The sequence below is a fragment of the Phocaeicola dorei genome (assembly GCF_013009555.1).
GTDB lineage: Bacteria > Bacteroidota > Bacteroidia > Bacteroidales > Bacteroidaceae > Phocaeicola > Phocaeicola dorei.
In genome coordinates this window covers 2,819,261-2,839,097 of record NZ_CP046176.1, presented here as the reverse complement: position 1 = coordinate 2,839,097, position 19,837 = coordinate 2,819,261, and the positions used below count along the sequence as shown (strand labels likewise).

Annotated in this window: 13 protein-coding genes; 5 read left to right on the top strand and 8 right to left on the bottom strand. The window is 41.1% G+C overall.

All coding sequences use genetic code 11. The features are described from left to right. The first annotated feature begins 120 nt into the window (after positions 1–120). Positions 121–405: a helix-turn-helix domain-containing protein gene (locus tag GKD17_RS11910; RefSeq protein ID WP_007835288.1), complete on the top strand. Its 285-nt coding sequence runs from the start codon at positions 121–123 to the stop codon at positions 403–405. A 33-nt stretch (positions 406–438) separates the two neighbouring features. On the opposite strand, the gene GKD17_RS11905 is transcribed toward GKD17_RS11910, so the two are convergent. Next, complete coding sequence (locus GKD17_RS11905; RefSeq protein WP_007835289.1) at positions 439–2,016, bottom strand: relaxase/mobilization nuclease domain-containing protein; 1,578 nt, start codon at positions 2,014–2,016, stop codon at positions 439–441. 118 nt (positions 2,017–2,134) lie between these two features. Continuing rightward, positions 2,135–2,521, bottom strand: a complete 387-nt coding sequence (locus GKD17_RS11900; RefSeq protein WP_007835290.1) for a plasmid mobilization protein — start codon at positions 2,519–2,521, stop codon at positions 2,135–2,137. Between the two features lie 874 nt (positions 2,522–3,395). Here GKD17_RS11900 and GKD17_RS11895 point away from each other — a divergent pair. After that, a complete protein-coding gene (locus tag GKD17_RS11895; RefSeq protein ID WP_032936213.1) occupies positions 3,396–3,608 on the top strand; it encodes a hypothetical protein in 213 nt (70 codons plus the stop codon). Between the two features lie 91 nt (positions 3,609–3,699). On the opposite strand, the gene GKD17_RS11890 is transcribed toward GKD17_RS11895, so the two are convergent. Both GKD17_RS11890 and ppdK read right to left on the bottom strand, forming a co-directional pair. Beyond that, positions 3,700–5,196, bottom strand: a complete 1,497-nt coding sequence (locus tag GKD17_RS11890) for a tyrosine-type recombinase/integrase (protein WP_007835294.1) — start codon at positions 5,194–5,196, stop codon at positions 3,700–3,702. 202 nt (positions 5,197–5,398) lie between these two features. After that, a complete protein-coding gene (ppdK, locus tag GKD17_RS11885) occupies positions 5,399–8,122 on the bottom strand; it encodes a pyruvate, phosphate dikinase (protein ID WP_032936215.1) in 2,724 nt (907 codons plus the stop codon). A 197-nt stretch (positions 8,123–8,319) separates the two neighbouring features. Between ppdK and rlmD the strand changes: the two genes are divergently transcribed. Together rlmD and GKD17_RS11875 are read left to right on the top strand one after the other, a co-directional pair. Continuing rightward, positions 8,320–9,741 (top strand): 23S rRNA (uracil(1939)-C(5))-methyltransferase RlmD, encoded by a 1,422-nt coding sequence (gene rlmD, locus GKD17_RS11880; protein WP_007835296.1) that lies wholly within the window; start codon positions 8,320–8,322, stop codon positions 9,739–9,741. Positions 9,742–9,785: 44 nt separating this feature from the next. Then, a complete protein-coding gene (locus GKD17_RS11875; protein WP_007835297.1) occupies positions 9,786–10,712 on the top strand; it encodes an RluA family pseudouridine synthase in 927 nt (308 codons plus the stop codon). Positions 10,713–11,160: 448 nt separating this feature from the next. Here GKD17_RS11875 and GKD17_RS11870 read toward each other — a convergent pair whose 3' ends face one another. The 3 genes from GKD17_RS11870 to GKD17_RS11860 form a co-directional block, all read right to left on the bottom strand. Continuing rightward, entirely contained in the window at positions 11,161–13,281 is a 2,121-nt protein-coding gene (locus GKD17_RS11870) for a S9 family peptidase (RefSeq protein ID WP_007835298.1), read from the bottom strand. 228 nt (positions 13,282–13,509) lie between these two features. Continuing rightward, positions 13,510–15,378 (bottom strand): membrane protein insertase YidC, encoded by a 1,869-nt coding sequence (gene yidC / locus GKD17_RS11865; protein ID WP_007835299.1) that lies wholly within the window; start codon positions 15,376–15,378, stop codon positions 13,510–13,512. A gap of 39 nt (positions 15,379–15,417) precedes the next feature. Next, on the bottom strand, positions 15,418–17,016 hold the full coding sequence (locus GKD17_RS11860; RefSeq protein WP_007835301.1) for a CTP synthase: 1,599 nt from the start codon (positions 17,014–17,016) through the stop codon (positions 15,418–15,420). A 209-nt stretch (positions 17,017–17,225) separates the two neighbouring features. On the opposite strand from GKD17_RS11860, the gene GKD17_RS11855 reads away from it, so the two are divergent. Next, positions 17,226–18,620 carry a DUF3078 domain-containing protein gene (locus GKD17_RS11855; protein ID WP_008673888.1) on the top strand — a complete coding sequence of 465 codons (1,395 nt, stop codon included), beginning with the start codon at positions 17,226–17,228 and terminating at the stop codon, positions 18,618–18,620. A gap of 106 nt (positions 18,621–18,726) precedes the next feature. Here the strand turns inward: GKD17_RS11855 and GKD17_RS11850 are convergent, their stop codons facing one another. Continuing rightward, complete coding sequence (locus GKD17_RS11850; RefSeq protein WP_007835305.1) at positions 18,727–19,815, bottom strand: UDP-N-acetyl glucosamine 2-epimerase; 1,089 nt, start codon at positions 19,813–19,815, stop codon at positions 18,727–18,729. Between the last annotated feature and the right edge of the window lie 22 nt (positions 19,816–19,837).

Sequence of the window (19,837 nt, the reverse complement as noted above, 5' to 3'; positions counted from 1 at the left end):
AAATAAACTAATCAAAACAGATGGACGGATTTAATTTCTCAAATAATATTCCGTCTGAATTAGACGAAACTAACGACAGAGTAGTAAATCAATATAATATCGAAACTTAAACATAACATTATGTTATTTGGAAATAGGATTAGAGAACTCAGAGATAAGCAGGGCGTGTTGCAACGACAATTGGCAGCACTATTGGAGATAGACACACCTATGTTCAGTAAGATTGAACGAGGTGATAGGCGAGCAAAGCGTGAACAGGTGATTAAGCTTGCAGAATACTTGCATCAAGACGTGAAAGAGATGTTGACATTGTGGTTAGCAGATAAAGTTCTTGATGCGGTAGGCGCTGAAGATGAAATAAGTTATGATGCAATAACAGTTGCACAAAAACATGTCCAAAAGTAATGGGTTGAGTGGTAAGGTCTTTCCTATTGTCACTTAATATAATGTTATCTTTTTCATTGAATTACCATCATCGATATCATCATAGCTACCTTTCTGTCCAACTTCCCACTCACGTTTCTCGCTATGACTGCCACCACCTACATCACGCAGCTTGGTCTTGCCAGAGAAATGTGAAGTCGACTTTGTTTGTTGCTGGTATTTTTGCCGTTCAATTTGCTTCACAGACTGTTTCTTTAGCCGTTCAAGATTGAAGTTTTCTTCAGTAAGATTTATAATGATATGCTGCCCGAAATTTATGGCATAAGTTGTATCTTCCTCCTGACGGACAGTAAAACCTTCTTCATATAGTTTACTCCTGACGGATGAAATAGTTTCATCATTGAATATCTCACGTAGACGGTTCACTGCATCTGTGTAGTAGTGTGTTCTTTCCGGAGATATATCTACCAGATCTGTCCGGGAAACATTAAAAATTATACAAAGCAAATCCCGTTCAGCCTCAGTAGCCGGGTTGAACATTTCAACCATGTCTATACGGTTATTACGGTCGATAGCTTCTGCCATAAAAGGTTTCAACGATCGGCTTTGGCCATCAAAATAGATGATGCCTTTCTTGATATAGGCACGCTGTTTCTTGATTTTACTGTATATTTCACTCTGGGTAATTTTGGGGTTAAGTGTCAGTAATCGGTCAATATAGTCCTCTATCCGATTGAACCGCTCTTCAGGAGTAGTGAAGTCCAGGAGTTCCTCTACAGCCAGCACTCTTGCACCATGAATGACGGTCTTGTTTGCATGATCAACAAGCATATACCCGTATGGCGCATCCTTCTTGCCGAAGAATACAATGTCAATGCCGAACTTCGTTTTCAGTTCCTTCTGTAGTTCCTCCTTGTTGGAACTTACGTCACGGTACTTCTTTAATATACTTCTGAGCTGACGGCAACGTGTCCTTTCCCGATAACCGCTCTTGAAAAGACTTTCTATTTCAGTAAAAGGGATTTCCTTCTGAACCTTTCCACCATGCTTGACGAATACATTTCCATCTTTCTGATAGACTTCATATCCCATGGAAACCATTATAGACTTGAATTGGGCAAATGAAGAGAAAGTGTACTGCTTGGCCAAATTAATGTCATCTTCCGTTTTCTTCTTCCTGTCGTTACCAAGAATACGGTCAATGACTTCTTGAGAACGTCTGCGCTCATGACTGTGCTGAATCTTTCTTCCATCAGGTGCCACTCTTGAAGTGACAATATGAAGATGGGTATTCTCTGTGTCATAATGGGAGTAAACAAGCAATGGCTGACCGGATTCTCCGTATCCCATTTCCTTGAGATACTGGTGTGCAAAATCCAGCAACTCATCTTCCGACATTTCGTGACCTTTACATGATATGGCCACATGAAACTGCGGTTTCCTGATTCTGCTGTTCTGTGAACTGTACTTCTGGAGATAACCGACCAACTCACTTGGGGTAGGTTTGTGAAAAGTTCCGAGTGAACCGAAATTCTGAATCTCGATAAGCCGTGCAATACCTTTCGATACCTTATATTCATTGTAACCGACAGCATGGAAGTTCGTGCTTCCCGGTAATATGGTTGCTATCATATTGAATCTTTATTTATCAAGGTTTAAGTGACTGAGTAACCGAAATACTTCAAGCTCATTAATCTACGGTTACGCAATAATAATATCTGAAATGATTGAATATCGTGTAGTCTGCAATTCAGATTCTGACAGCTTTCTGTGTCAGAGAATCAAGGTCTTTCTTTATTCGGTTCAATGTTTCCTGAGTTTCAAGAATAACCGGTAACAGAACTTCCTGAATATAGCTGGGTGTGAGTAAACCGGCTACCGCAAGCTCATTGGCACGTTTAACCGACTGATTAAGGTTTCCTCCAGCCCAGGAAAGTTCATTCTGATATTTCCGGTAAAACAAACCCAAATCATTCATCAGTTCGAGCTGCCTTTTGGTACCAATATTTGAATACTCTGCCAATGCCGAGCGTATATAATGGCTCACAGATGAATAGGTGGCAGATTTCTCCTTAAACTGTTGTACTTCCTCCGGTGTCATTCTTACCTTGATGTACTTGTTTCTCTGATTCTTCATGCTTGAATACAAAGGTGGTTAGGTTTCCCGGACCATCTTTCGCCATGCGAAACAGCGGCCTGCCGCTCCGATGCGCCAGCATTCGGCAAGTTACTTTTGTGAGTACGAAACGGAGTTTTGTGGCCACAAAAGTACAACTTGCTTGGAAAACTCTGCACGTCAGAACAATACCTTCCGGGAATGATTATTACACCCAAATTTACCAGAGAAAGCCGTTGCAAACCGAAATCAACAACACAATTCTTTGGAGGCATATTCCTGTTAACCATGTGCTGTAGCATCCGGTTGTCTTGGAATATCCATATAGCGGAATATTGTTGTATAGAGTCCTAAAACTTATCAAACTAATTTTCGTGTATTCAGAAATAGATGCTATAAGTATTATTCAATTTTAGAACAATACGAATCTCAGTAATCAGAAAATAATGTTGCGATATATATGGTTTGATAAACCAAAGTTTCAAAAACACAGAAGATGTAGTTATCTGGGATAAATGGCTATTGTTCTCATAAAACCTATATCCAATATAATATGTAGTCCCGATACCATGATAGCATGATAAAAGTAACCTGCTTATCTAAGTTATTGGAATCCCAATAAAAGGGAAAATATAATTATGTAGCTAATTCAGCTGATGAAATGGCTATCAGGAAATCTTATTTTATCTGAACTGTATTGCAGAAACATTCAGGTAGAATAACCCTGTAATCAGAGTCTGAAGATACCTTGTTATCATGGTGATATAACACAGATAATCAGTAAAAAATCTACTCGAATAACAAGAAAATAGTGTTGTGCAATTTTCTGTATCTCATTGATTTTTAGTATATTTATATAATTAATAAGCTCTTATACTCATAAATATTACACATTATGTTTGAACTGCTGTTGATTATATATCTGCTGCCGGTACTTATTATCGGTATACTGCTCCTGAAGTTGATATTCTGGCTTTTGAGGATTGCCATACGTCTGGCTGTATGGCTGGTTAAGAAAACCTTTATACTTATATGGAAGCTCATCGTACTTGTCTTTGCTATAATTATAGGCCGTGAAATTATGCCCTGGAATCAACCGGACAAATAGAAAGAACCGCACCAATATGAGAAATGGTACGGTTCTGATAAAGATAAGTAGAATCCTCCCTTTGTGTTAATTGCTTGTTCAGTTTTGCCGATTACATGAAACCTTTTCCCTTGCTTCTTTCATATACAACTTCCTTCTTGGAATCACAATTCATAAGACGGAACTGAACCATACATCCGGTAGGAATATCCTTGGGTAACTGTTCAACCAGTCTGTCGATAACTTGGTCCACATTACTGAAACCAATGTCTGTTATTTCACCGATTACGTCACCTTTGAAATATGCACGGCCATAGATCATCATCTTCTTTGTGATGCGGAACATCTTGTCTGCCGGTGTCTCGAAGTCACGTGCCTTGCCTTGCTTGCTCTTCTTGCTGCTGAAGAAAATGAAGTCAATCACTTTGGCATTTAGTTCCCAGGCAGGAGTGAAGTCTATCTTAACATAGCCTCTTGTTATATTCAGTCCATGACTGTGATTCATGCCGAAAGCAACTTCATACAGATTGGCATCACAGTCATTTTGGGCAATTGTAGCCCATGTATGACGGAAAGTATAATAACAGTAGTAATCCTCCTTCTTCATTCCCATATCGGCACATATCTTTCTGATTCCAATGTTTACGTTGGCATTGAAACTGTCCGGATTGCTGTAACGTTTATGGAATTTGAAAAGATATTCATCATTCTCGTCTGAAAGATACTTGTCAAATGTGGCCTGAATGAACGGTTCCACACGCATTTCAATATAGGCTTCGTCTTTCCGGCTGTGCTTTGTCTTAGCTCTTTTATATCCGATAACTCCATCCTTATAGTTTTCTTTTTTAAGCTCAAAAATATCTACGGTGTTTATTCCGCCCAAACACAAGGATAGAAGTGCCACGTCTCTGCCCAGTTCCGGAAGAGAGGAAATCATTTTGGTTTCCGGTAGGGGACGATTGAAAAACTCTCTACACGCCTCTGCACTGATGGCTCTTTGAACTGTACTGTCAGATTTTGGAATGGATACTTTTAACCAAGGATTGTATTTGATTCGCATGATACCACGTTCTTCATCGTTCAGTTCTATAAGTGCCCTTTTGAATATCTGTCTTAAACAAGTAGGGTACATTTCTTTCGCCCTGTTCGTTAACGAAAGGCTATTAATCCATCTTGTCAAAACAGAAGATGACAAGTAGGTAAACATTACTCTGGTTGTTCCCAAATATCTTTCGAGGTGGTTTACAGCCAGGCGATAGTTTTTAGCATTACGTTCATGTCCTTCAGAGGCCATACGGTTAATGAATTTTGTAGCATAGTCACTAAAACATATTTCTTCATCTGAATGGATAAGGAATTCAATTAGTTCAGCAACAGAATAATTTGAGACATCCTTACGGTTTATCATATCGCTATAACGTAGGATTTCTCGTGAACAATATTCGTTGACCACAATATCCTTGATTTCGCCATTCTTGGTGATTTGCTTGTCCGTAATGAGTTTATCGGTTTTAATATAACCCATTCTTGAACGGTGGACAACACGAATGTACACTGGATAAAATCCGTCAGCTCTCTTTTTTCTTACGACTACTTTAAATGTTGCCATATCAGATTGATTTATAAGTTATTAAATGGTGTATGCGTTGGTGTATGCGCCACTGTTCAAAAGTGTATGCGTGGTGTATGCAAGTACCGTTTATTTGGCTCATTTTTTGCGGACAAATGCACGAACCGCCTAAAAACAACTTAGGCTGTAACGCCTGATAAACAGTTCGTTACAGCCTAAATCAAATATTATCCTATATTGCTTATGCTTCCTCAATAGCAGCCTGGGCAGCAGCAAGTCTGGCGATAGGTACGCGGAATGGAGAACAAGATACATAATTCAAACCAACTTTGTGACAGAATTTCACTGATGAAGGTTCACCACCATGTTCACCGCAGATACCGCATTTCAAATCAGGACGAACTGAACGACCTTTATCTACAGCCATTTCAATCAGCTGACCTACACCATTTTGATCGAGTACTTGGAACGGGTCTACTTTCAGAATCTTCTTTTCCAGATATACCGGCAAGAATGAAGCGATATCGTCACGGGAATAACCGAAGGTCATCTGAGTCAAGTCATTGGTACCGAATGAGAAGTATTCTGCACGGCTGGCAATGCGGTTGGCTGTCAATGCAGCACGCGGAATTTCAATCATGGTACCTACCTTGAACGGAATTTCCATACCTTCTTTTTCAAATAATGCTGCTGCTGCATCACGGATTACCTTTTCCTGAGCTTCGAATTCATACAGGATACCGGTCAAGGGAACCATAATTTCGGGATGCGGATCATATCCTTCTTTCTTCAGTTCAATTGCAGCACCTAGAATCGCTTGAGTCTGCATCTCTGTGATTTCGGGATAGGTGTTACCCAAACGACAGCCGCGGTGGCCTAACATCGGATTGTGTTCACACAGACTTTCCACACGTTTTTTGATTTCCTGTACAGTTACGCCCATTGCTTTAGCCATTTCTTCCTGACCTTTTGCATCGTGGGGAACGAACTCATGCAAAGGAGGATCGAGCAGACGAACATTAACCGGACATCCATCCATAGCCTTAAAGATGCCTTTGAAGTCGGCTTTCTGATAAGGAAGCAATTTGGCTAGAGCTTTTCTGCGTCCTTCTACATCCGGTGATAGGATCATTTCACGCATAGCGACAATCTTTTCAGCATCAAAGAACATGTGTTCTGTACGGCAAAGACCGATACCTGAAGCACCAAAGGCGCGAGCTACTTCCGCATCATGCGGAGTATCAGCGTTGGTGCGGACATTCAGCTTGGTGTATTTGTTGCAAAGATCCATCAATGCGGCGAAATCGCCTGAAACTTCGGCTGCTTTGGTTTCCACTTTACCTTTATATACTTCACCGGTAGTACCGTTCAGAGAGATGAAATCACCTTCTTTTAATGTAATACCTTCAATTTCTACGGTACGTGTCTTATAATCCACATTGATAGCACCAGCACCGGATACGCAGCATTTACCCATACCACGGGCCACAACTGCAGCGTGAGAAGTCATGCCGCCACGTGCGGTCAGGATGCCTTCGGCGACAGCCATACCTGCCAAGTCTTCCGGAGAAGTCTCTATACGTACCATTACTACTTTCTTACCATCGGCGGCCCATTTAGCTGCATCATCGGCGAAGAACACAATCTGACCGGTAGCAGCACCCGGAGAAGCGGGCAAACCACGAGTCAAAACTTTTGCTTCTTTCAAAGCTTTCTTATCGAACACAGGGTGGAGAAGTTCGTCTAATTTATTAGGTTCGCAACGCTCCAACGCTGTTTTTTCATCAATCATTCCCTGACGCAACAAGTCCATGGCGATTTTTACCATAGCTGCTCCGGTACGTTTACCGTTGCGAGTCTGCAAAAACCATAATTTCCCTTCCTGTACAGTAAATTCCATATCCTGCATATCGCGATAGTGGTTTTCCAATTTGGTCTGCAGGGCATCCAGTTCTTTGTAGATTTCCGGCATGGCTTCTTCCATAGAGGGATATTTGGCTATGCGTTCTTCTTCAGAAATACCGGCACGTTCTGCCCAACGCTGAGAACCGATTTTTGTGATTTGTTGCGGGGTACGGATACCGGCTACAACATCTTCACCTTGTGCGTTGATCAAATATTCGCCATTAAACAAATCCTCACCGTTACCAGCGTCACGAGAGAAGCAAACACCGGTAGCTGAAGTGTCACCCATGTTACCGAATACCATGGCTTGTACACTTACAGCAGTACCCCATTCGGCAGGAATACCTTCCATCTTGCGGTAAAGAATGGCGCGTTCGTTCATCCAACTACGGAATACAGCACAGATGGCACCCCAAAGTTGCTCGTATGCACAGGTCGGAAAATCTTGTCCGGTTTGTTCTTTTACAGCGACTTTAAAGCGTTTAACCAGTTCTTTAAGGTCTTCCACTTCTAATTCGTTGTCTAGCTTCACACCTTTTTCTTCCTTTACTTTTTCGATGATTTCCTCGAAAGGGTCGATGTCTTCCTTATTTACCGGCTTCATACCCAATACTACGTCACCATACATTTGTACGAAACGACGGTAAGAATCCCATGCGAAACGAGGACGTCCGGTCTTGCGGCTCAAGCCTTCCACCACTTCGTCATTTAAACCTAAATTAAGGATTGTATCCATCATTCCAGGCATGGAAGCACGAGCACCTGAACGTACGGAAACCAATAACGGATTTTCTATATCACCGAATTTAGAGTTCATCAGACTTTCAATGTTGGCGATGGCTTTCTCAACATCCGCTTTCAGCAGTTCTACTACTTTATCTCTACCTAACTCATAATATTCGCTACAAACTTCTGTGGTGATTGTAAATCCCGGAGGTACGGGAACACCGATTAGATTCATTTCAGCCAGGTTAGCGCCTTTTCCACCAAGCAGATTTCTCATATCTGCTTTTCCTTCAGCTTGTCCATTACCAAAGGTGTAAACTCTTTTTTTATCCATAATAATGTATTTAAAGTTAACTCGCTCAAAAAATGTAATCGCAAAACTATACATATTTTATTTATCTCCAAACTATTTACTGAAAAAAATTAGCAGAAATTGTAATTTCTACTTTACAATTTTAATATCTTTCGATTTATGGGGGTATATTCGGGGAAAATGCTTAAATTTGTCCCCAAATTAACTTATTCGGAAAAGTGGCTAGAAAGAAGAAAGAACTTCCATTATTAGAGAAGGTAACGATAACAGATGTAGCTGCCGAAGGAAAAGCTTTGGCGAAAGTGAATGACTTGGTAGTGTTTGTGCCTTATGTAGTACCCGGTGATGTGGTAGACTTGCAGGTAAAACGTAAGAAAAATCATTATGCAGAAGCTGTGGCAGTGAAATTCCATGAGTATTCTCCTGTGCGTGCAGTACCCTTCTGTCAGCATTATGGTGTATGTGGTGGTTGTAAGTGGCAGTGTCTGCCATACACAGAACAAATAAAGTATAAGCAAAAGCAGGTGACGGATAACCTGACCCGTATCGGCAAGATTGAATTGCCGGAAATTTCACCTATCATGGGGTCGGAAAAAACGGAATTTTATCGCAACAAATTGGAATTTACGTTTTCTAACAAACGTTGGCTGACAGAGGAAGAGGTAAAGGAAGATGTGAAGTACGATCAGATGAATGCCGTAGGTTTCCACATTCCCGGTGCATTTGACAAGGTGCTGGCTATAGACAAGTGCTGGTTACAGGATGATATCAGCAACCAGATACGCAATGCGATTCGTGACTATGCATACGAACACAATTATTCTTTCTTTAATCTGCGTTCTCAAGAAGGAATGCTTCGCAACTTGATGATTCGTACCTCAAGTACGGGTGAGCTTATGGTGTTGCTGCAATGCAAGATTGTAGAAGAGGGTGAATTGGATTTAATGAAGCGGTTACTGACTTTTGTTGCAGAACGTTTTCCGCAAATCACTTCCTTGTTATATGTAGTCAATAATAAGTGTAATGATACCATTAACGATCTGGATGTGATGGTGTTTAAAGGGAATGACCATATTTTTGAGGAAATGGAAGGCTTGCGATTCAAGATAGGAGCGAAATCATTTTATCAAACTAATTCCGGACAGGCGTATAATCTTTATAAGGTGGCCCGTAATTTTGCCGGATTGACTGGTAATGAGTTGGTGTATGATCTTTATACGGGGACTGGAACCATAGCCAACTTCGTTTCACGTCAGGCAAAGAAAGTGATTGGTATCGAATATGTGCCTGAAGCGATAGAAGATGCCAAAGTGAATTCGGCAATCAATGGCATTGACAATACCTTATTTTATGCCGGTGACATGAAGGATATCCTGACTCAAGAGTTCATCAGTCAACATGGTCGTCCTGATGTTATCATCACTGATCCTCCCCGTGCCGGAATGCACGATGATGTGATTAATACAATCCTTTTTGCTGAGCCTCAGCGGATTGTGTATGTTAGCTGTAATCCAGCCACTCAGGCACGTGATTTGTCTTTGTTAGATGCCAAATACAAGGTGATGGCCGTGCAACCCGTAGATATGTTCCCCCATACACATCATGTGGAAAATGTAGTGTTGCTGGAAAAAAGAGGATAATCCGAATGGCTCAATTATAAATTGTTTAAACAGTAAATAGAATTATGTCAAGAGGTAAAAAAAATGATTCCGGCAGACCAAAGGCGAAAAGCGTTGCCCGATATACTATATATAATGTGACGGAGTCCGCTGAGCTGATGGATTTCCTGATGCGGAAAATGGCGGGAATCAGTCGTAGCAAGGTAAAGGCGTTGCTTGCCAACCGTGTGATTTTGGTAGATAATGTGATTACTACTCAATATAACTTCGCGTTGAAACCAGGTATGAAAGTGCAGATGTCTAAGGCGAAGAATAACCGTGAGTTTAAACATCCGATGCTGAAACTGGTATACGAGGATGCTTATATCTTGGTGGTGGAGAAGAAGGAAGGGTTGCTTTCTGTCAGCACAGAACGTCAGAAGGAACGTACTGCACAACATATTTTGAATGAGTATGTAAAGCGCTCACATCGTTTCAACCGCGTATTTGTAGTACATCGTCTGGACCGTGAAACTTCGGGATTGATGATGTATGCCAAGGATGAAAAAACCCAGAATACTTTACGTGATAATTGGCATGATATTGTGACGGACCGTCGTTATGTGTCCATCGTTTCTGGTGATATGGAGAAGGATTACGGTACAGTAGAGTCTTGGTTGACCGACCGGAAATTGTATGTTAGTTCCAGTCCTGTGGATGATGGGGAAGGTAAGTTTGCGGTTACTCATTATAAAACAATAAAGCGAGCCAATGGATATTCTTTGGTGGAGTTGGATTTGGAAACAGGACGTAAGAATCAGATTCGTGTGCATATGTCGGATTTAGGTCATCCTGTTATTGGTGACCGGCGTTATGGCAGTGAGTGTGATCCTTTAGGACGATTGGCGTTACATGCCTTCAAGTTATGCTTCTATCATCCGGTAACCAGAGAGTTGATGGAGTTTGAAACTCCTTATCCTACGGCATTTAAAGGATTAATGCAGAAAAAATAAGAAGTTTCGTCTGTTAAAATTAAATAAAAGACGTCTTCGCTTTTATTTTGAGCAGAGATTGAGAATAAAAGTAAGACAATATCCATCCGTCTACATTTTGGTAGGTGGATGGATATTGTTGTTTTGGATATAATAAGATACTATCATACTGGGATAAAAAAATGATACCGACTTATCACAAGCCGGTATCACGAAAAAATAATCACTTTATTATTTTGTAATCATCCAGCTTTGTGCGCTCACAAAGCACGGGGAATAAAAAGTTATTTATATACTAACACTGTAAACAACTACTTTCACAAGCTATTGTTTACTTACCTAATAAAAGGTAGCTTAACAAATATCACTTAATGTTCATTTTTTTTGTTTGACCTTACAAAGGTAACACAAAAATTGAGAATTATACTATATAGTTCTAATAACGGATAATATTGCGGTAATTTAGGCGCTATTTAAGCCATTTATCTAACCAGTTAAAGAATGTGCGTTGCCATAACACTCCATTTTGCGGTTTCAAGACCCAATGATTCTCATCCGGATATAATAAAAGTTCGGCCGGAACACCGCGCAACACAGCCGCATTGAATGCCGACATACCTTGTGAAGCGAGAATTCTATAATCTTTTTCACCATGAATGCAGAGAATAGGAGTGTCCCATTTGTCAACGAAGCGATGGGGAGAGTTGGCAAAGGTACGTTGGGCTGTTGCATTGTTTTTGTCCCAATATGCACCACCCATATCCCAGTTGGCGAACCACATTTCTTCTGTCTCCAGATATTGCTGTTCCATATTGAATATACCATCGTGTGCAATAAATGCTTTAAAACGTTTGTTATGGTGTCCCGCCAGCCAATAGACGGAGAATCCGCCGAAGCTGGCACCTACGCATCCTAAACGGTCGGTATCTACATATGGTTCTTTCGAAATATCATCTATGGCGGATAAATAGTCTTTCATACATTGACCTCCGTAGTCACCGCTAATTTGTTCCAACCATTCCATGCCGAATCCGGGCAGACCGCGACGATTCGGAGCGATGATAATATAATCGTTGGCTGCCATAATCTGGAAGTTCCAGCGGTAGCTCCAGAATTGGCTAACGGGACTTTGTGGCCCACCTTCACAGAATAACAAAGTAGGATACTTCTTGTTTGCGTCAAAATTAGTGGGATAGATCACCCATGAGAGCATTTGCTTGCCGTCAGTAGTCTTGGTCCATCTTTCCTCTACTTTGCCCAATTTCAGTTGTTTAAAGATGTGGTCATTCTCGTGTGAGAGTTGTGCCACTTGTCCGTCGGCAGGAGTGAGAGTGTAGATTTCATCAGCAGCACTGATAGAATGACGTTTGGTAATTATTTTGTCGCCTGCCATGGCTACTGATCCGTAGTCATACATGCCGTCAGTCAGTTTTTTTATATCACCATTCAGATTGGTACTGTATACCATGCTGGTTCCATGCCATACACCGATAAAATACAGACTTTGTGAATCATAGTTCCAGCAGTAGTCATCTACGCCCGATTCGAAACTTTCGGTGACAAATGTCTTTTGGCCGTTATTCAAATTGTAGACGCACAGGCGGTTTCGGTCGCTTTCGTAACCATCGCGCTCCATGCTTTGCCATGCAATGTATTTGCCATCGGGACTGAATTTCGGATTAGTGTCATATCCTCTCATCTCATCTGTTCCATTCGAATCTTGTCCATTCAGTTTGCACAGGTTCAGTGTTGTGCCTTTTTCTATATTATATAGGTATATATCTGAGTCGGTAGATACTGCGTATGCCAATCCTTGCTTCTTTCGGCTGGTGTAAGCTATTTGTTTAGAGTCGTTGCTCCAAGCCAGTTGCTCGATACCTCCGAAAGGTTTCATTGGAGCTTCAAACGGTTCACCTTCCATGATATCGGTGGCTGCTCCCATCATGTCACCATTAAAATCAGCGATAAAAGGATGCGGAATACTTTCTACCCATTCGTCCCAATGTTTATACATCAGGTCGTTTACAATGATACCACTGGCTTTGGGTAGGTCAGGGTAGAGGTCTACGGTGCGTTGGCCGTATTTTATTTGTGAGATGAAAAGAATCTTTTTGCCGTCCGGTGAAAAAGAGAATCCTTCTATGTCTCCTTTGAAATCGGAAATAATACGGCGTTCCGTACCGTCAGGATTCATCTCCCAAATCTGGCTGCCACCACTTTCATTGCATAAGAATGCGATTTTTGTTCCGCCTTTTATCCATTGAGGTTCGCTTTCATTCCAGGCTGTTTGAGTAAGCAGGGTGTTGTTCTTTCCATCGGTATTCATTACGTAAATTACATGATGGCTTTTGTTCTCGGAAACACTATAATAGGCTACAGTGTAGGCTATCTTTTTGCCGTCGGGGGAAATACTCAGACTGCCTATACGTCCCATTGCCCACAGGGCTTCGGGGGTGAGACGGCCATCTTTGATGGTGATTTCTTGCTTACCTATAATGGGTTCGTAGCCCTGTCCTTTCTGCTTTACTTCGGTACAGGAAGAAGCTAGCATAAGTGCTGCTGCCATGATGGTTGCGCTTGATTTATTCATATCTAAAAATTGTTTTTGATGATTAATTGACTGCAAAAATACGTATAAAAGCCGGTGATGTGAAATGTTCCTGCATATTTGTTTTGTTTCTTTGTGTGCTTATGGATGGTATCTTTGCTGAGAGGAATAAATATAGAAGTAGCTATCGTATTATTACAGAACAGCGAAGACCGCTATTCTGTAATAATACGGCGGCCTTCGCTGTCTTTTTAAGGGAGTGTAAACTCGTTATTTTTTTCCTTTATTCATTCTTTCTTGTTGCAGACGCTCCTGCTCCTTTTGCAAAGCCTCCAGTTTGGCCATTAGTCCGCCACCACCTGGTTTGCCGCCATTCTTTTGGCTTTTCTTTTCTTTCCGTGCTTCCAGCATGGCAAGGAGTTTCTTTTCATCAGTTGTTTTGCGCAGAATCACCATAGTGAGGATACCAATCAGTCCGGAAATGAAGTAATAATAATTCAAACCGGAAGAATAACCGTTGAAGATGAAAATAAACATGACTGGCATGATATACATCATTAGTTTCATACCCGGCATTTGCTGTTGTCCCATATCCTGCTGTTTCATGGTGTACATGGTATTCAGAATATTAGTGATACTGAACAACAAACAGAAGAGGCTTAAATGATTGCCCAGCAAAGGAATGTTGGTTCCCCAGTTGATAATATCATCATAAGTGGATAAGTCCGGGGCCCATAAGAAACTTTGTTGACGCAACTCAATAGCGTTAGGCACGAAGAAGAATAAAGCCATGAATACCGGCATTTGTATCAGCATAGGCAAGCAACCTCCCATGGGGCTTACTCCGTATTTGCTGTAAAGTGCCATCGTTTCCTGTTGCTTTTTTAAAGCATCCTCTTTCTTGGGATATTTTGCATTAATCTCGTTGATATACGGTTTCAGGACGCGCATCTTGGCAGAAGACATATATGATTTGTAGGTAGCCGGATAAACTAACACTTTGACGATAATTGTCATCAGCAGCAATACGACACCCATGCTCAGTCCCCAACCCGAGAGCCAATCAAACAAATTAATAGTGAACCAGCGGTTTACCCAGCGGATAATGGGCCATCCCAAATAAACCAGATCTTCTAGTTCCAAGTCTTTTTGGGAAAGGCTTAGATCATTGCTGTTCAGCAAAGTCTTGAAATGGTTCGGACCGAAGTAGAACTGCATATTGGTAGACTGCTTTCCGGTAGGATCAAAGAAAGTTGTCATGTCTGCGGTATAGTTCTTCATATATCCGCTTCCTTCCTGTTGGGGGGTAGAGGTTAGGGAGGCTTTGTCAAAATCTTGATCGGCAATAAGTACGCTTGAGAAGAACTGATTTTTGAAAGCAATCCAGTCCAAACGATCAGTTACATCTTCTTTTGCTTCTTTCATTTCGTTCAGATAATCTGAACTTTTTTCTACTGGCTTGTAGGTGAGCGAGGTATAGCGCTGCTCGAAGCTGAAACCTTTTTCAAGTTGACGTGCCCGTTGACGCCAGTTTATATTGACAGTGTTCAGGGCAGGAGGGAAGAAATTCTGCATGCCATTTGCGCGAATTGTGAAATTCACCATGTAAGCATCCGGCAAAAGTTTGTAATCGAAATCTATATAGCCTCCATTGTTTGCTGCCAGACGCATGGTTACAGTGCTGTCTGTTACGTTGGTAGGCTGGAAATACATATCCTCGGTCAAAATGTTTTCATTCTTTCCTTCGAAAGCGAAATTCATGCCCGAATCTTTTTCATCAAACAGCATCAAAGGCTTGCCGTCCTGTCCATTATAGTCTTTTAATATGGCTGCACATACCCGTCCACCTTTATTGGTGAAAGTCAGTTTTACTACATTATTTTCCAGTGTCGTTAGCTGTTCCGCACCTTGGCTTGCGCCATAGAACATAGAGGTAGAGTCTAAATGCAATGTTGCATTCTGGCTCTGTGTCGTGGCAGCCTGTGCCTGTCGTTCGGCCTCTTTTTGGGCTATCGCCTGAATGGAATCCTGATAATGTTTGGCACGTGCCATTTCTTCCTGGCTAGGACGGTTGTAGATGCTGAAGCCTATCACAACTGCACCAATCAGGGCGAATCCCACTAAAGTGTTTTTGTCCATTTTTACTTGTTTACCTTATTATATTATAATTCTCGTTTCTTATTTGTCTATTGCCGCTTTGATAAATGACAGGAACAAAGGATGTGGTTTCAATACTGTACTGCTGTACTCGGGATGGAACTGGACTCCGATGAACCATTTTAATGTTGGAATTTCAATTATTTCCACTAAATCGGATTCTGGATTGGTACCCACACATTTCATACCCGCCTTTTCGTACTCCTGCTTATAGTCATTGTTGAATTCGTAGCGGTGACGGTGGCGTTCCTGTATATGTTCGCTTTTATAGGCTTCGAAAGTCTTTGAGTGTTGGTCAAGGATACATTCATAGGCCCCTAGGCGCATAGTGCCGCCCATGTTGGTAATAGCTTTCTGTTCTTCCATAATGTCTATCACGTTGTGTGGCGTTTTTTCATCCATTTCACGGCTATTGGCATCTGTATAACCTAGCACGTTACGGGCAAACTCAATAGCCATGCACTGCATACCTAGACAGATACCAAAAGTGGGTACATTGTGTGTACGTGCATATTTAATAGCGACGAACTTACCTTCTATGCCACGTTGTCCGAATCCTGGACAGATGATGATACCATCCATTTCCTTAATTTGCTCTTCTACATTGGCATCTGTCAGTTTCTCGCTATTGATGAAGTGGATATCCGCTTTACGGTCATTGTAAGTGGCTGCTTGTGACAAAGCTTCAAGGATAGATTTATATGCGTCTTGTAAATCGTATTTACCAACTAATCCAATTTTTACTTTTTTAGTTGCTTTGTGACGACGATCTAGAAAATCTCTCCATGGGCCGAGGGTTGGAGTTTCACCCACGGGCAATCCCATTTTTTGAAGGATGGTTACATCCAGTCCTTGTTCCTGCATACGCAAAGGTACTTCATAAATAGTGGGCATATCGATGGACTGCACCACAGCATTTTCATCTACGTTACAGAATAGAGCAACTTTCTTTTTCAAATTAGTGCTCAATTCGTGCTCGGTACGCAATACCAATATGTCTGGCTGAATACCTACGGATTGCAATTCTTTTACAGAGTGTTGGGTAGGTTTGGTCTTCAATTCGCCTGCTGCCGCCAGATAAGGAACATAAGTAAGGTGTACGCACAACGCATTACGTCCCATTTCCCATTTCAATTGGCGGATACTTTCCAAATAAGGAAGTGATTCAATATCACCTACAGTACCACCAATTTCGGTAATGACAAAATCAAATTTATATTTGCTTCCCAATAATTTTACATTGCGTTTGATCTCGTCGGTAATATGGGGGATAACCTGAATAGTTTTTCCCAAATAGTCACCGCGGCGTTCTTTGTCAATAACACTTTTGTAAATACGTCCTGTTGTAATGTTATTGGCTTTAGTTGTCTGGATGCCCAAAAAACGTTCGTAATGTCCCAAATCGAGGTCGGCTTCGTGTCCGTCTACCGTTACATAACATTCACCATGTTCATAAGGATTCAAAGTTCCCGGATCGATATTGATGTACGGATCGAACTTTTGAATTGTCACATTGTAGCCTCTGGCTTGCAGTAATTTACCTATTGATGATGAAATAATACCTTTACCTAATGAGGAGGCAACACCACCAGTTACGAAGATATACTTAGTTTCTCCCACTACTTAATATTTTTAAATGTTATTTTCTTAATTATCAATATCGCAATATTTATCAAAGTTGCAAAATTACAAAATCTTTTTCAATATCGTCGGATATGCTTTAAAAAATCATTTGATGAAATTGAATTTATCATTCGTTATTATATAAAGGAAACAGTTTTTTGGGAAAAGGAAAATTAAGTGTATTTTTGCACAAAACTAAAAATAGTATGAGAAAAAGTATATGTTTGACTATAGTGCTTGCTGTATTCTGTATGGGAGAGGCATCGGCACAGAAAGTAACCAAGACGAAAGAAGATCCGGCTGTGAAAGCCTTTTCTGATTCATTATCAGCTTTGAGCGCATCTTATTTTGCTTATTTCAGACTGTGGGATGATTTGAATATCCCGGCTCCCCGGTGGGTACGTCCTAATCCGGCTTTTTATAAGTTGTTTGTTCCGCCCACTTATTATGAAGCTCCTATAAAAGAAATTTTTGAAATAAAATGGAGTCCGGATACGAAAATAATGACGGCTGTTGATTCGCTGTATATGGGGAAACGCGACTCTGTATCTGCTGCTATATATCAGCTGCCCGATTTGGAAACCTTGGCCGCTGCAGACCGTTGGTCGAATAATATATTAAGGAATTATTATTTGCAATATCCGGGCAGACTGGTGAATAACGAACTTTATTTGGCCGACCTGAAACCACTGGAAAATAATCAGATAGTAAAAAGACCAAGGAAAGAGAAAATCAAAAGTTTCCTTCAACCGGAAACACCGGTGGAAAGCTTGACTACGGATAATGAATTGTTGGTGGTACGTCCTAACTTTTGGACGCATAAGGGGAATGGATATGTTCAGTTCACACAACATTATATTTCAGATAACTGGTATAAAGGTGGTGAAAGTACTAATGCGCTATTGTCTGGCTTGGTGCTGGAAGCTAATTTTGATGACCGCCAGCGTATAGAGTTTGAAAATAAGCTGGAAATAAAATTGGGTTTTGTTACAGCACCGTCAGATACAGTGCATAAATATAAGACGAATGCCGACTTGTTTCGTTTAAACAGTAAACTGGGTGTGAAAGCGTTCAAAAACTGGTATTATACTTTGGCGGGCGAGTTCAAGACCCAGTTTTTTGGGAATTATAAGACGAATACGAATGATATGATTTCTAATTTTCTGTCTCCCGCCCAATTGGATATAACCCTCGGTATGGACTTTAAGCAGAATAAGAAGAATTATTCATTGTCTTTGTTAGGATCTCCACTGGCGTATACTTTTATGTATATCAGTAATGATAAGATAACTGATCCGGGTGCTTTTAATGTGGATCCGGGGCATAAAACAGCAAATCTTTTCGGTTCGAAATTTACAGGTAATCTGACTTGGAAAATTATTCCCAGTATTGTGTGGGAATCTAAATTAGAGTACTTTACAACTTATGACACCGTAATTGCCAGTTGGGAAAATACATTCAATTTTGTATTGAACCGCTATTTGTCTACTAAGTTGTTTGTTCATGCGCGTTATGATGACGGTGTGACATTGACTGAGGATAACAAGAGTTATTTCCAGTTGCAGGAATTGCTTAGTTTTGGTTTGAATTATACTTGGTAAAGAGGAGAGTGTAAGTGATATTGATAGAAAATCAATAAAAACACGGATGCCGCAGAATACCAAATCCTGCGGCATCCGTGTTTTTATCTGAGAATGGTTTTCTATTTTATTTATGTTCATCCAGCAACGTTTGCACAATTCTTTCTGCAGTGTGTCCATCCCAGCGTTCCGGTAAAAGCCCCTTTTGCCATTCTCCTTTATTCAGCATGTCAAGGGCGTTTGCTAAGATTTCAGGGTCTTCCCCCACTAGCCGGTTTGTGCCGATTGTCACTGTTTCGGGATGTTCTGCATACGTACTTAATGTCATACAGGGGATTCCTAAAAAAGTAGCTTCTTCCGCTACGTTACCCGAATCTGTAATGAGACCCTGGGCATGGCTCACTAAATAACCGAATGACAAATAAGGTTGCGGTGGTAATATATATAACCTTTCAGAAGTAATATCTAAAACAGACAGCTTGTTTTTTACATACGTGTGGAGCGGTGCCACGATCGGCTTGTCTGTTTTTTCCAGTATAGTGCGGAAGATAGCTTTCAGTGCAGTATCATTGTTTAGCAATGAATGCTTGTTCAAGGTTAGCAAGAGGTATTCTTTTTCTTTCAGTCCCATAATAGAAAATGCTACCGGGCGCTGTAAGCGAGTACGGTTATAACGCAGCGTATCAATCAGAATGTTTCCTACAAAATGTACATGTGCTTGTTCGGTTCCTGTTTGATTCAGATTGCGGTTGGCTACCATTCCGGCCGTGAATAGATAATCAGACAAGCCATCTGTTATCATACTGTTTACTTCTTTTGGCATATCCATATCGAAAGAACGGGTTCCGGCCACTAGATGAGCAACTTTTATCCCCTTCTTTTTAGCCACGATAGAACACGCCATAGTAGGAGTTAGGTCATCCACTACAAGTACTACCTGTGCAGGATGTTGTTCCAGTTCGCGGGCGAAAGCTACCAATATACCTGCCATTCGCTGGAAAAAATCTGTATTATCCACATGCAGATACACATCGGGACGCGGCATATCTAGGTCTGTAAACAGAGAAGGTTCCAAACTTTTATCTTCGTCCGAACCTGTGTAGACCAGGCGGGCAGTGATATTTTTTCCTGCTGCCTTTGCAGCTTTGATAGCACGCATTAATGGGGCTATTTTCATGAAATTGGGACGTGCACCGGCGATAATTGTTACTTTCATCTTATTTTAAGCTATTTTCTGA